Source organism: Liquorilactobacillus satsumensis DSM 16230 = JCM 12392 (genome assembly GCF_001435195.1).
Classification (GTDB): Bacteria; Bacillota; Bacilli; order Lactobacillales; family Lactobacillaceae; genus Liquorilactobacillus; species Liquorilactobacillus satsumensis.
Window position 1 is genome coordinate 60,102 of sequence record NZ_AZFQ01000026.1, and the last position, 14,385, is coordinate 74,486.

The 14,385-nt window shown below is 41.1% G+C and carries 9 protein-coding genes; 7 read left to right on the forward strand and 2 right to left on the reverse strand.

Translation table 11 applies throughout. The features are described 5' to 3' along the window. Positions 1–81 precede the first annotated feature (81 nt). The 4 genes from FD50_RS03455 to clpB all read left to right on the forward strand — a co-directional run bounded on the left by FD50_RS03455 (position 82) and on the right by clpB (position 5,866). Positions 82–789, forward strand: a complete 708-nt coding sequence (locus FD50_RS03455; RefSeq protein ID WP_056960282.1) for a tRNA (adenine(22)-N(1))-methyltransferase — start codon at positions 82–84, stop codon at positions 787–789. Next, positions 773–1,888 (forward strand): Nif3-like dinuclear metal center hexameric protein, encoded by a 1,116-nt coding sequence (locus FD50_RS03460; RefSeq protein ID WP_056960284.1) that lies wholly within the window; start codon positions 773–775, stop codon positions 1,886–1,888. The genes FD50_RS03455 and FD50_RS03460 overlap by 17 nt, the downstream gene beginning before the upstream one ends. Positions 1,889–1,918: 30 nt before the next feature. Then, the gene (gene pepT / locus FD50_RS03465; RefSeq protein WP_056960285.1) at positions 1,919–3,169 is read left to right on the forward strand and encodes a peptidase T; all 1,251 of its coding nucleotides are present in this window, start codon (positions 1,919–1,921) and stop codon (positions 3,167–3,169) included. 105 nt (positions 3,170–3,274) lie between these two features. Beyond that, the gene (gene clpB / locus FD50_RS03470; protein ID WP_056960287.1) at positions 3,275–5,866 is read left to right on the forward strand and encodes an ATP-dependent chaperone ClpB; all 2,592 of its coding nucleotides are present in this window, start codon (positions 3,275–3,277) and stop codon (positions 5,864–5,866) included. Positions 5,867–6,095: 229 nt separating this feature from the next. Here clpB and FD50_RS03475 read toward each other — a convergent pair whose 3' ends face one another. Then, positions 6,096–7,274: an MFS transporter gene (locus FD50_RS03475; protein ID WP_056960290.1), complete on the reverse strand. Its 1,179-nt coding sequence runs from the start codon at positions 7,272–7,274 to the stop codon at positions 6,096–6,098. A gap of 303 nt (positions 7,275–7,577) precedes the next feature. After that, positions 7,578–7,769, reverse strand: a complete 192-nt coding sequence (locus FD50_RS03480) for a YjzD family protein (RefSeq protein ID WP_054756519.1) — start codon at positions 7,767–7,769, stop codon at positions 7,578–7,580. Between the two features lie 135 nt (positions 7,770–7,904). Between FD50_RS03480 and dnaE the strand changes: the two genes are divergently transcribed. The 3 genes from dnaE to pyk all read left to right on the forward strand — a co-directional run bounded on the left by dnaE (position 7,905) and on the right by pyk (position 14,214). Continuing rightward, positions 7,905–11,252 carry a DNA polymerase III subunit alpha gene (gene dnaE / locus FD50_RS03485; protein ID WP_056960293.1) on the forward strand — a complete coding sequence of 1,116 codons (3,348 nt, stop codon included), beginning with the start codon at positions 7,905–7,907 and terminating at the stop codon, positions 11,250–11,252. 116 nt (positions 11,253–11,368) lie between these two features. Then, complete coding sequence (gene pfkA, locus FD50_RS03490; protein WP_056960295.1) at positions 11,369–12,331, forward strand: 6-phosphofructokinase; 963 nt, start codon at positions 11,369–11,371, stop codon at positions 12,329–12,331. Positions 12,332–12,453: 122 nt separating this feature from the next. Next, positions 12,454–14,214, forward strand: coding sequence for a pyruvate kinase (gene pyk / locus FD50_RS03495; protein WP_056960297.1), 1,761 nt, complete (start codon positions 12,454–12,456; stop codon positions 14,212–14,214). Positions 14,215–14,385 lie beyond the last annotated feature (171 nt).

The following is a 14,385-nucleotide window of genomic DNA, read 5'->3' on the forward strand; positions in this document are numbered from 1 at the left end:
TCCTTTTGTTTTGCGCTTGTCCCTTTTTTTATCTGAAATTTTTCGCTATACTTTAGGTTAGAATACTAAGGAGTGTGCTAAATGGATGCAAGACATTTGTCTGAGCGTTTGCTTAAAGTGGCCGCATATGTGCCCCAAGCTGCCCGACTTGCGGACATCGGATCGGATCATGCCTATCTGCCCGCATATCTGGCTTTAAACAAACGAATTTCGTATGCTGTTGCAGGTGAAATTGTTAAGGGACCATACCTTAACACGCTGCATGAGATTGAAAATGAAGGACTTACAAAACTAGTACAGGTGCGGCATGCCGATGGACTAGCCGCAATTGAAGACCATGATCAAATTGACACAATTACAATTTGTGGGATGGGAGGGCCGTTGATTAAAAAAATTTTGGAAGATGGCAAGGATAAGCTGCAAGCACATCCTAAGTTGATTTTACAGCCGAATGTCGGTGCACCCCAACTTAGGCGCTGGTTAGGTGCTAACGGTTATCAGCTGATAGCAGAAGAGATTTTAGAAGAAGACCAACATATTTATGAGATACTCGTTGCACAGTATCAGCCTGAACAGGTACTGTTGGACGAACTTGATTATGAATTTGGTCCCTTTTTACGCAGAGAACAAAGTGCCCCTTTTTTGAAAAAATGGCAAGCAGAAGCTTTTAAAATTAAGCGTGTTTTACAACAATTGAAAAAAGCTAAAGAATTCCCGGTTGAACAACAACAAAGAATGCAACAAAAAATTAAACAGATCGAAGGTGTTCTAAATGACCAAAGTGCGTGATATTATTAACCGCTTTGAGGAATTTGCGCCACAGTCCTTGGCAGAACCAGGCGATCCAGTGGGGTTGCAACTAGGTGATTACAATGCACAAGTCAAAAAAATGATGGTCACACTTGATGTGCGTCCCGCAGTTGTAGCAGAAGCACTTAAAAACAATGTAGATTTTATTTTTGCGCATCATCCGGCAATGTTTCATCCGCTAAAAAACTTTGATTTGAGTGTTCCACAAAATGCGATGTATGCGGAGTTGATCAAGCACAATATCACAGTTTATGCCGCACACACTAATCTTGATAATGCAAATGGCGGAATGAACGATTGGCTTGCTGAAGCGTTAGGGCTTTTAGAGACTAAACCACTTTTGCCAGTTCGTGAATTGCCTTTGCTCAAGTTAGCTGTTTTTGTGCCTAGTGATGCCGCAGATCAAATGCGCAGAGCGCTTGCAGCTGCAGGTGCTGGTCAGATTGGAGAGTATCGCAATTGTTCTTTTTCGGTTAAGGGAACTGGACGCTTCGTGCCCTCTGCCAAAGCAGATCCGGCGTACGGCGCACACGAAAAATTAGCGTGTGTCACCGAAGAAAAAGTCGAAGTCGTTTTTCCGCAAAGTAAAAAAAGAAGAGTTCTTGCTGCAATGCGAACGGCTCATCCATATGAAGAACCGGTTTTTGATCTTTTTACTTTAAAAGAAATGGGTGAAAAATACGGAATGGGGCGTGTCGGCAATCTTCCCCGTGAGATGAGCGTGCAACAATTTGCAGAGGATTGTAAACGAATTTTTGCAGTGCCACACTTACGTTTAATCAGTTCTGATTTACAGCAAAGTATCAAAAGAGTGGCAGTTTTAGGCGGCAGCGGTGGGCAGTTTTATCAAGCCGCTCAGCGAAAAGGAGCTCAAATGTATGTTACGGGAGATCTTTCTTACCACACAGGTCATGATCTACTGGCCTGTGGTTTGTCAGCGGTTGATCCAGGACATCATATTGAACAGATTTGCAAGCAGCAGTTGGCGGCTAAATTCAACACCTGGAATACAGAAGCTGGCTGGCAGATTGAGGTCTTTTCTTCCAAATTAAACACAGATCCGTTCAAATTTATCTAGACGATTATAACTTTATAAGGAGTTTTTATGATGACTAAATACCCTAACTTGGTTACGCGCTTTATTGGCTATGCCAAAAAAGAAACGCGTTCTGATGAAAAATCGACAACTATTCCTTCTACTCAGACACAGGTTTTATTCGCCAAAGAATTAGTGGCAGAATTGCAAAAAATTGGTTTACAAGATGTGCGGATTGCTGCTGAAAGCGGTTATGTTTTTGCAACCTTGCCTAGTAATTTGGCAGCACAGACCACTGTTAAAAAGCTGGGCTTTATTGCCCATATGGATACTGCTGATTTCAATGCTAAGAATGTGCAACCTCAAGTTATTCCAAACTACGATGGTCGCTCAGCAATTCGACTCGGCGATCAGGGCAAGTATGAGCTGAGCCCCAAAGATTTTCCAAATTTAAAGAACTACAGCGGGCATGATTTGATTACCGCTGCAGGTGATACCCTTTTAGGCGCAGACGATAAGGCTGGAATTGCAGAGATTATAACTGCAGTTGAGTATTTACAGCAGCATCCAGCGATCAAGCATGGAGAAATTCGGATTGGAATTGGTCCTGATGAAGAAATTGGGACTGGTGCAGATCATTTCGATGTTTCCGAGTTTGGCGCGCAACTAGCATATACGGTTGATGGAGGACCGTTGGGTGAATTGGAATATGAAACCTTCAATGCTGCTCAAGCTAAATTAAAAATTAGCGGGAAGAATGTGCACCCCGCAACTGCCAAGGGAGTTATGGTAAATGCTTTACAGGTAGCGTTTGACTTCCATGAAAAGTTGCCAGCTGCTGAAGTTCCTGAAAAAACAGATGGCAGACAGGGTTACTTTCACTTATTGCAACTTGACGGAACCGTCGATGAGGCGCTGATGACATATATTATCAGAGACCATGATCGTGCTAAGTTTGAGGCGCGGAAGCAGCTGATGCGAGAGATCGTTGCCGAAATGAATAATTTTTATGGACAAAGGCGATTACAGTTGGACTTGAAAGATCAGTACTATAATATGCGGGAAGTCATTGAAAAAGATATGACAGTGGTTGAACTCGCACAACAAGCAATGAAGAATTTAGGGATCAAACCAATTATCTACCCAGTTCGCGGTGGTACGGACGGTTCAAAAATCTCATTTATGGGGTTACCGACACCAAATATTTTTGCGGGTGGTGAAAATATGCACTCGCGCTTTGAATTTGTTTCAGCACAGGTAATGGAAAAAGCAACAGATGTGATTTTAGAAATTATCAAGCTCGCAACAGTGCAAAAAGATTAACATGAACACACGTTCGGGTTATAATAAATAATAAAGAGTGGTGTTTCCAAGTCGTCAGCTTAAGTCTGGCGCTTTTTGCTTGGAAGCATCTGAGGAGGGAAAAGAATGCAAGAAGATCAGCTGACAAGCGCAGCACAAGCGGCTTTGGCACAAGCCCAGCAAGTTGCAGTGACGCGCAAACAACAAGAGATTGATATTCCACAACTTTTTAAAGTGATGATTCAACCCGGTGAGTTTGGAGCAGATCTTTTCAAACGGGTGCAAGTTTCTTTACCGGAGCTGGAACATGAACTTGATCGGCAATTAGACCAAGTACCGGTTGTTGAAGGTCAAGTTGCGTATGGCCAAAGTTTTAGTCAGAATCTAGTTCAGTTATTGCAAAAAGCTGCTGAAGTTAAAACAAAGCTGGGTGATGAATATATCGCGCTCGACACTTTGACATTAGCTTTAATGAAGCTTCAATATAATCCGCTAAAACTTTATCTTGAAAAAGATGGATTAACTTACAAGAAATTACTACAAGTTGTGCAAGACTTGCGAGGAGGAGAACGGGTGACGTCAAAAAATCAAGAAGCAAATTACAAAGCACTTGAGAAATATGGAATTGATTTGGTCAAACAGGTGCGTAGTGGCAAACAGGATCCGGTAATTGGCAGAGACGAGGAAATTCGAGATGTTATTCGGATTTTATCGCGTAAGACCAAAAATAATCCTGTGCTAATTGGAGAACCTGGTGTGGGGAAGACAGCGATCGTTGAGGGACTGGCGCAGCGAATAGTTCGCAAGGACGTTCCGGATAACTTAAAAGATAAAAAGCTCTTTTCATTGGATATGGGTTCTTTGATCGCTGGCGCAAAGTATCGTGGCGAGTTTGAAGAACGTTTAAAAGCAGTTCTAAAAGAAGTTACTAAAAGTGAAGGGCAGATTATTCTCTTCATTGATGAGATTCACAACATTGTCGGTGCTGGAAAGACTGAAGGCAGCATGGATGCCGGCAACTTACTGAAACCAATGCTTGCACGGGGAGAATTGCATCTGATTGGGGCAACTACCCTAGATGAATACCGCGAATATCTGGAAAAAGACAAGGCACTTGAGCGCCGCTTTCAGCGCGTATTGGTGCAAGAGCCAAGTGTTGAAGACACAATTTCAATTCTGCGTGGACTCAGAGAACGTTTTGAAATTCATCATGGTGTGCGCATTCATGATAATGCAATTGTGGCTGCGGCAACACTTTCAAATCGTTATATTACGGACCGTTTTTTGCCAGATAAAGCGATTGATTTGATTGATGAAGCGTGTGCAACAATTAGAGTTGAAATGAACTCCATGCCGACAGAGCTGGATCAAGCGACACGTCAATTGATGCGGCTGGAGGTTGAAGAGGCTGCTTTGAAGAAAGAAAGTGATGCCGCTTCGCAAAAAAGGTTGGCAGAACTGCAAAATGAGCTGGCAGAAACCCGCGAAAAAACAAATACGCTTAAAATGCGTTGGGAAGACGAAAAGGCAGATATACAAACACTTAGCAACAAAAAAGGTGAATTGGATCGGGCCAAGCATGAATTAGAAGAAGCTGAAAATAATTATGATTTGGAAAAAGCTGCGAAGTTACAGCATGCTACGATCCCGCAACTGGAAAAAGAACTTAAAAAGTTGGAACAGACAGATCGGCCCGATAATTGGCTCGTTGAAGAATCCGTGACTGAAAATGAGATTGCACAAGTTGTTAGTCGCACGACTGGGATCCCAGTTGCTAGGTTGGTTCAAGGCGAACGCGAGAAACTGCTACAATTGCCCCAAAGCCTGCACCAACGTGTGGTAGGACAAGATGAAGCAGTTGATGCGGTTGCAAATGCAGTTTTGCGTGCACGTGCAGGCTTGCAGGATCCAAACCAACCGTTGGGAACGTTCATGTTTTTGGGACCAACTGGAGTCGGCAAAACGGAGTTAGCTAAAGCCTTAGCAGAAAATTTGTTTGATTCGGAAAAGCATATGGTGCGCATTGACATGAGTGAATATATGGAAAAACAATCTGTTTCGCGGCTGGTTGGTGCTGCTCCTGGGTATGTTGGCTATGAAGAAGGTGGACAATTAACAGAAGCTGTTCGGCGTAATCCGTACACGATTGTTTTGCTTGATGAAGTTGAAAAGGCGCATCCGGATGTCTTCAATATCTTGTTACAGGTTTTTGACGATGGACGGTTAACTGATGGTCAGGGTCGTACAGTGGACTTTAAAAATACAATCATTATTATGACGTCTAATCTTGGATCGAGTATTTTACTGGATCAGGCTAAAAATGGGCAGATTTCAGCTGAGGTTAAACAACAAGTGCTGCAATTAGCGCAAACTCACTTTAAACCCGAATTCTTGAATAGGGTTGATGATATTATTATGTTTACTCCGCTTAATATGGAAGCTATTAAACAGATTGTTGCCAAATTCATTACGCGGCTGTCTAAACGGTTGGAAGAACAGGAGATTACGCTCAAGTTATCAGCTAAAGCTCAAGATTGGATTGCACACAACGGATATGAGCCTTCTTATGGAGCACGACCATTAGCCCGCTTCATTACTAATCATGTTGAAACACCGCTAGCTAAGCAGATTATTAGCGGAAAAATAATGCCGCATTCAACTGTCACAATTGATTTGGGCGTCCAGGAAAATTTAGTATTTACTACGCAAGAAAATTAAGCAGAGGTATGTGTGTGACTATGTAAAAACTAAAGGGGGCTGTGACAAAAGTTAAATTTTGTCACAGCCCCCTTTAGTTTTTTCCGGATAAACGTGTTCCATAAGTCAAAATTCTCCGTCTAACTTCGAATTACTCATAGCAAAGTACTCGCTATGTTCGTAATTTCGAGTTAGCACTCAAAATTTTCCCGACTTATGTCACACTCTCTCTAATTTTAGTCAGAATTTTTTATTTAAGAATGCAACGTTTAAGGCTAACTAAGCTGAGAATCAGCAAGAAAATGACACCGCAACTCCCAAATGTGAATGAGAAACTGCTATTTTGAAGTAGCCAGCCTGCCAATGGGAAAATGGCACTCATTATCAACGAAAAGAGCGCACTTGCAACACTTAGTAAAGTTGCTCTTTGGGCCGAAGAGATTAGAGTATTGTAATAGCTGCTGAAAATGGGTTCGATGACTGAGGACAGTAATTGAGAAAATAAAAATAGGATACAGAGCAGTGGTAATTGATTAACCCAAGTTAAAAGCAGTAAAAAAAGAAGGCTGCTAGTTAATAAAAAAATTAGAGTTCTCTTTGAGAGCCGTTGTTGTAGTAAAGGGGTGTAGCGCAACCCACAAATGTTAATCACGGCCGCGATAATCATTAAGGCTGAGATTAACCCCCCAGGAAAATGATATTTTTCCATCAATGATTGGAAATAAAAATAATAAAGGGTGCAGATCGTGCTAAAGAGCGCGTGAAAAAGCATCAAGTTACGTAAAAGAGAACTTTTCTTTAGTGTATCTGCCGCGGCTTTCAGGATTGCAGCCGCTGTGGGTCTTGGAACAGCTTGCTCGTTTGGGTGAGTACTTGGCGGTTCTTTTAAGAAGATTACTGTTAGCATGCCAAAAAAGCCAAAGATAGCTGCTAACACATATGTTAAGCCAAAATGCCAGTGAACAAGAAAGCCAGCAAGTCCCACACCTGCCGTATCAGCAAATTCACTCGTGATAGTGATTTTGCTGATTATACTGGGATAGCGGTCGGTTTGTGCAATTGAAGTCAATGAATCATAAATAAGCGCTTCAATTGTTCCAGATTGCAAATTATACGAGAGTGCACTGAAAATAAAGCCTAGTGCAAAGAGTAAAAAGCAATTCCCAAATAACATCAGCAGTGCTGAAACAATTGCTGCGACTCTGCCGCAAATTAAAACAAAACGGTAGGAAAAGCGATCTGCCAAAAGACCGCTTGGAACTTCAAAGACAAAACTGGCAACGTGGAAGATACTTTCGCACACGCCAACTTCAACTAAGCTCAACCCTTTCATTTGAAGGTAGAGAACCCATAAACTTGTAATTCCAAAAAAGCTGAAAAACGAGTAGCCATAGCTTTTGGAAATATTATTTTGATATTCAATTTTCATAATGTTAGACACTCCAGTGAGGAAAAGCACAAACTTGGTTTTTTATAGTTAGCAAGTGTGCATTTCGATTTATTTTAGCTGATTCACTAGAGTGCTTTTACGCTGATAATGGAATGTTGCAAAGCGATCCAAGAGAGCAAAGTGTTCACCTCATTTTTAAGAATGGTGTATGCGTTGTTTTAATGTACTGTTCTTTAAGACATGGATTTTTACAAAAATAGGGAATTGAGACGTTCTGCACCAGTACGTCTCAATTCCCCTACGCGGCTCATGGTTACTAGCGGTAACAAGCAGCGTTACTTACTACTCATGATCTTTTTTGGCAGGTGCTTTAATAAAATGATCAAGGGCATTGACAAGTACGAAACCAACAATCATTGAAAAAACACCGCTGTATAAAGGAGAAAAAGTTCCGCCAGAAAGGGCTGCACTAATATAACCAATGACTTCTCCATAGATAAAGCCCCAAACTAAGATCGTTAATTGTTTAGCCATAATAATTACACCTCACAATACAACAGTAGTGTAGCACAAGTTTCTTAATTTGGCATTAGTTTCATGAAAATTGGAAAGATGTTTTTTCTGATCAGAGTTGCTATAATAATAACAAAGATAGAGGAGGTGGGGAGTTTGGCGAGCTTTTTACAAGTGATCAGCAGCTACAGCCTTTTGCAAGGAACTATCAGAATCACTGATTTAGTTCAAAAAGCAAAAGAAAGAGGATACGATGCACTGGCTTTAACAGATATTAATGTCATGTATGGCGCACTGACCTTTTATCGTGAATGTCAAGCTGCTAAAATCAAGCCAATTCTTGGATTAACGCTAGAAACGGCTCCCCATGAGTCACTGGTTCTTTTAGCCGAAAACGAAACCGGCTATCATAATTTAATGAAAATTTCGACAAGAAAACAGGAGTTGCTCGCACAAAAAATAACAACGGTTGATTTGAGCGACGCCGCAATTTCATTTGCAGGGCTGCTCGTAATTACCCCTGTTTTTCAAAGCAAATTAGTGCGACTTGTTTCGGATGGAGCACAACAGGACGCACATAAATTTATAACCGAAATGAAAACGGTAGTAAGCAAACAGGGAAAGCTTGCAATCGGCGTTAATGCTCAAATGTCAACTGTCCTTTTCGAAAGTATTTTGCAATGTGCAAATAAAGCAAAAGTCACTGCTGTTGCCCTTGATCAGGTCAGATATCTTGATAAAGAAGATTTGTTTGAACTTAAGACACTGACAGCTATTAAAGCAGGAACGCAACTCGAACGAGAACAATTGCAGTCTGCAAATAATGCTGTGGGAAAACGTTGGCTGATTCCAAGCGAGCAATTACGGTTAACTTATCAGAAACAAGAGCGCACACAAGTGTTTGAAAATGCTACCAAACTTGTAGACCAAGTTAAATTAAAGCTAGAATTTCCTAAGATTAGGCTGCCCCATTTTAAACTTCCAGCTCACATTACTGCTTCAGAATATTTGCGCCAATTGTGTCTTGCAGGTTTGAAAAAAAGGCTTGCAGTTAAAAAAGAACCGGTGCAAGCACAGCTTTATCGCGCACGTTTAGAGCATGAACTGCAAATTATTCAGAGAATGGGTTTTGCAGATTACTTTCTAATTGTTTGGGATGTCACTAATTTTGCACACCGTAATCAGATTATTATTGGACCCGGACGTGGATCTGCCGCTGGTTCGCTTGTTTCCTATACGCTTGCAATTACAGATGTTGACCCTTTGCAGTATCATTTACTGTTTGAACGTTTTTTAAATGAAGAACGCGCACAAATGCCGGATATTGATCTCGATATCCCTGATAATCGGCGTCAGGAAGTGATTGCATACGTGCATGAAAAATATGGAGCACACCATATGGCACAGATAATTACTTTTGGCACATTAGGAGCCAAACAGGTTCTGCGTGATGTTGGTCGTGTACTGGGATTAAATCAATTTGAGATGAATGAATGGAGTAGGCTGATTCCACGTGAACCTGGAATTTCTTTACGGCAGGCGTACAGTTCATCGGAACGATTGCGCACCTATGTTAAACAAAGTGAAAGAAATCTGCTGCTTTTTAAAACAGCTTATAAATTAGAGGGACTTCCACGGCATTTTTCAATTCATGCAGCCGGAATAGTGCTTTGCGATACTGATTTAACAGAAATTGTCCCGCTGCAACCCGGAAATGATGGTGTGCTGTTAACGCAGTTTGCTAAGGACGATGTGGAGCGCATAGGGCTCTTAAAAATTGACTTTTTGGGGTTACGCAATCTCAGTATTCTGGCACAAACCCTGGCTTTCATTAAAAAGGGATATGGGCAAGCAATCAGCATTCGGCAGTTGCCTTTAGCTGATGCTGCAACTTTAGCGCTTTTTCAACGCGGTGATACCACCGGTGTTTTTCAGTTTGAATCTGCTGGAATTCGAAATGTGTTACGTCGGTTGCATCCCACGTCTTTTGAAGATATTGCAGCTGTTAATGCGCTCTTTCGGCCTGGTCCAATGCAAAACATTGATCATTTTATTGCACGCAAACATGGTCAGGAGCCTGTTATTTATCCAGCTGAATCCTTAAAAGCTATTCTGCAAAATACTTATGGTGTTTTGGTTTACCAAGAACAAGTTATGCAAGTGGCTTCGGTCATGGGCGGTTTTTCACTTGGACAAGCGGATCTGTTGCGCAGAGCAATGAGCAAAAAAAAAGGTGACGTCATTTTACAGATGAAAAAAAGGTTTATTAGTGGGGCACTGCAGAAAGGCTACACGCTGAAGACGGCCGCTCAAGTGTATGACTATATTGAAAAATTCGCTAACTATGGTTTTAACCGTTCACATGCAGTTGCGTATTCTAAAATGGCTTTTCAGCTTGCTTATTTAAAATGTCATTTTCCGGCCGCTTTTTTTGCGGCGTTATTAAATACAGTTGTGGGTGATAGTCTTAAAACAAGTAATTATCTGATAGAGGCCCGGCAGCAGCATATTCCAGTTCATGGTCCTGATCTGAATGAGAGTAATTACTATTTTTCACTAAAAGGAAAAGAACTCGTATTTGGTTTGGGAAATATAAAGACCTTACGCCGCGATTTTATTAAACATATTCTGGATGCGCGCAGACAGCAAGGGAGATTTCATAGTTTTCAAGATTTCTTGCAGCGGCTGGACAATAAATTCTTGAAGGAAGGACCTTTAAAAGCTTTGATCCTTGCCGGAGCATGTGATAGTTTCCAACAAAATCGGGCTACGTTACTGCAGAACCTTTCCAAAGTTTTAAGCAATGTGACTTTGAGCGGGAATAATGCTGTGCTTTTTGCTGCTTTAGCACCTAAATATGAAAATTTTCAAGAACTTTCTTTAGATGAAAGGCTTGTAAATGAAAAAAAATATCTAGGATTATATTTATCTGCGCACCCGGTTGAAGAATATAAACAGTTGGCAGTGCAAGAAAATATTGATTTAGTGACGCAGCTTAAAGCGCAGACTAACTGTAAATTGCTGCTTTACTTTAAAAAGATGAAGGTTATTCGTACGAAAAAAGGTGACCAGATGGCTTTTGTGACTGGTGAAGATCAGACAGGAACGGTGGAAGTTACCATTTTTCCAAACGTTTTCCGCAAAATTGCTGCTGAATTAGCACTTAATCAAGTTTATTTAGTTGTTGGTAAAACAGAAAGTGAAACACGGAGCATTCAAATAATTGCCAATCAAGTTTCTCTTGCAAAAAAATTGAAAGGCCGTGTGAAAGGGACGTTTTATTTACGCTTAGATCCTAAGTTTCCTGAAACAAAAAGAAAACAGCTATTAGAGCTATTATTGCAGCATCATGGTGAAACACCAGTTGTGCTTTATGAGACAGCTCAGGCTAAAAAGTGGGTTTTAGATCGGCAGTATTGGCTGGCTGAAAGTGAAGAAACAAGTGCAGCGTTAAGGGCCATGATTGGAAAAGAAAATGTGGTTTTTCAAAATGAAAAGCGTTGAAAACATTTTGTGAGAAAGTGAATTTAATTTTTATTTTTACAAGACATTCGCTGCTAAAAGTGATAATATATGGCATGGAGAGTGTGTTGTTCCATAACATTTACTGAGGTGAAGAAATGAAACGCATAGGTATTTTAACAAGTGGCGGAGATTCTTCTGGGATGAATGCAGCAATTCGTGCCATTGCTCGTTCTGCAATCTCGGCAGGTCTTGAGGCATACGGAATCAATTATGGTTTTGCAGGTCTTGTTGCCGGAAATATTCGTAAACTTGATTCAAGTGAAATGGACGGGGTCATTGATCGCGGAGGCACATTGCTGTATTCTGCGCGCTTTCCTGAATTTGCACAGGAGCAAACGCAGTTAAAGGGAATTGCACAACTGAAGAAATTCGGTATTGATGCATTAGTAGTAATCGGTGGCGATGGCTCTTATCATGGTGCAGAACGTCTGACCCAACATGGTTTCAATTCAGTCGGGGTCCCCGGAACAATCGATAATGATATTCCAGGAACAGATTTCACGATCGGTTTTGATACAGCAGTTAACGTTGCGCTAGATGCTTTGGACCGTGTCAATGACACTGCAACTTCTCATCAGCGGACTTTCGTTGTAGAAGTTATGGGTCGTGGTGCTGGTGATATTGCACTCTGGGCTGGAATCGCCGCAGATGCAGATGCAATTGTGATTCCTGAACGTGAGTACGATATCAAGGAAATCGCAGAAAAGATAAATCGCAACTACGCGAATGGCAAGCAGCATGGTCTGATTGTTTTGGCAGAAGGTGTGATGTCGGCTGCAGACTTCAAAGACAAATTGGATGAGTTTAGTAACTTTGAAACACGTGCGATTACTTTGGGTCATGTTCAACGTGGCGGTCGTCCAACTGCTAAGGATCGTGTCTTGGCAACGCGCTTTGGCGACTATGCAATTCGCTTGTTGCTTGAAGGTAAAGGTGGTCTTGCAATCGGGATTCACGATAATCAACTTGTGGCTACCGATATCATTGACACTTTGGAAAACCATAAGCATCAAACTGATGTCTCGCTCTATGATTTAAATGAGCGGGTGCGCTTCTAGAACTTTGTTTTGCCCGTCTAGCAGGAGATCGCATTGAGCAGACGGCGTGATTTGCTTTTAAATATGGTAAAGAATTGACTTAAACGTCATCTTTAAAACTATTCAAAGGAGAGATTTTACTCATGAAGAAAACCAAGATCGTAAGTACGCTTGGTCCAGCTAGTTCTGATCTAGATACAATCGTAAAATTAATCGAGGCAGGAGCTAATGTATTCCGTTTCAACTTTTCACATGGTGATCATGAAGAACATTTGGGACGCCTTAATTTAGTACATCAAGCTGAAAAAATTACCGGCAAGATGGTTGGTATTATGCTTGATACGAAGGGTGCAGAAATTCGTACTACTGTCCAAAAAGAAGGTAAGATTAATTACAAAATCGGTGATGAAGTGCGGATTTCAATGGATGCTTCAATCGAAGGAACACATGAGAAAATTGCTGTTACTTACCCAGGTTTGATTGATGATGTGCATGAAGGCGGTCATGTTCTGTTTGATGATGGTCTGATTGATATGCAGATTGAAAAAATCGATCGTGAAAACAACGAGTTAGTATGTAAAGTCTTGAATGCTGGTGTCTTGGGTTCACGCAAAGGTGTTAATGCACCTGGCGTTTCAATCAACTTACCCGGAATTACAGAAAAAGATTCAAGCGATATTCGTTTTGGATTAGACAACGAAATCAACTTTATTGCAGCAAGTTTTGTACGTAAACCACAAGATGTTTTAGATATTCGTAAATTACTTGAAGAAAAGAACATGGAACATGTTCAAATCTTCCCTAAGATCGAATCTCAAGAAGGAATTGACAACTTTGATGAAATTATCAAAGTTTCAGATGGTTTGATGGTTGCTCGTGGTGACATGGGTGTTGAAATTCCAGCTGAAAATGTTCCTTTGGTTCAAAAGACTTTGATCAAAAAATGCAATGCTTTAGGCAAACCTGTTATCACAGCTACACAAATGCTTGATTCAATGCAAGAAAACCCACGTCCTACACGTGCTGAAGCTTCTGACGTTGCTAATGCTGTTTTTGACGGCACAGATGCTACGATGCTTTCAGGCGAAAGTGCAAATGGGGATTACCCAGTTGAATCTGTTGCTACAATGGCACGCATTGATATCAAGGCTGAAAATGCTTTGCGTCAACACAGCACATTTTCAATCAATGACTTTGACAAGACTGATGTAACAGAAGCAATTGGTCGTGCTGTAGCTGAAACTGCAGATAACTTGGGCATCAAGACAATTGTGGCAGCAACTAAGTCTGGTCACACTGCACGTATGATCTCGAAGTATCGTCCAGATGCAGACATCTTGGCAGTTACATTTGATGATCGTACACGTCGCGGTTTAGCTGTTAACTGGGGTGTATATCCTGTTATGGCTGAAGCACCTGCTTCAACTGATGAGATGTTTACCCTTGCTACAGAAAAAGCAAAAGAAGCTGGCTTTGCTAAAGAAGGCGACTTGATTTTGATTACCGCTGGAGTTCCTGTTGGTGAAAAGGGAACAACTAATGTCATGAAGATCCAATTAATCGGGACTAAGCTTGTTTCAGGCCAAGGCGTCGGCGACGAAACAGTAATTGGTAAAGCTGTAATTGCTAAGTCAGCTGCTGAAGCTAACGAAAAGGCAGTTGAAGGTGGCGTATTGGTAACAAAGACTACTGATAAGGATTACCTCCCAGCAATTGAAAAGTCGAGTGCTTTAATTGTTGAAAATGGCGGCTTAACATCACATGCTGCAGTTGTTGGAATTTCAATGGGAATTCCTGTAATTGTTGGCGCTGAAGGTGCAACTGATTTAGTTACTGATGAAGAAGTTGTGACAGTTGATTCACGTCGTGGAATCGTCTATCGCGGAGCTTCAAACGCACTTTAATGTTTAGCTAAAGTTTAGATTTTCTGTTAAGAACAACTACTAGTAGAAAAGAGACTGTGTTGAAACTAAGGTTTTGACACAGTCTCTTTGTTTTTTTGAACTTTTTGGTTTTTAAGAGCTTTCAAAATAAGCACAAGCTGAAGAACACAACAAATTAGTTCGCATTTTCAT

What these genes read in the sequence shown, in the direction of transcription:
- FD50_RS03455 (WP_056960282.1), top strand. Translation starts at nt 82, where the DNA reads ATGGATGCAAGACATTTGTCTGAGCGTTTGCTTAAAGTGGCCGCATAT.
- FD50_RS03460 (WP_056960284.1), top strand. Translation starts at nt 773, where the DNA reads ATGACCAAAGTGCGTGATATTATTAACCGCTTTGAGGAATTTGCGCCA.
- pepT (WP_056960285.1), top strand. Translation starts at nt 1,919, where the DNA reads ATGACTAAATACCCTAACTTGGTTACGCGCTTTATTGGCTATGCCAAA.
- clpB (WP_056960287.1), top strand. Translation starts at nt 3,275, where the DNA reads ATGCAAGAAGATCAGCTGACAAGCGCAGCACAAGCGGCTTTGGCACAA.
- FD50_RS03475 (WP_056960290.1), bottom strand. Translation starts at nt 7,274, where the DNA reads ATGAAAATTGAATATCAAAATAATATTTCCAAAAGCTATGGCTACTCG.
- FD50_RS03480 (WP_054756519.1), bottom strand. Translation starts at nt 7,769, where the DNA reads ATGGCTAAACAATTAACGATCTTAGTTTGGGGCTTTATCTATGGAGAA.
- pfkA (WP_056960295.1), top strand. Translation starts at nt 11,369, where the DNA reads ATGAAACGCATAGGTATTTTAACAAGTGGCGGAGATTCTTCTGGGATG.
- pyk (WP_056960297.1), top strand. Translation starts at nt 12,454, where the DNA reads ATGAAGAAAACCAAGATCGTAAGTACGCTTGGTCCAGCTAGTTCTGAT.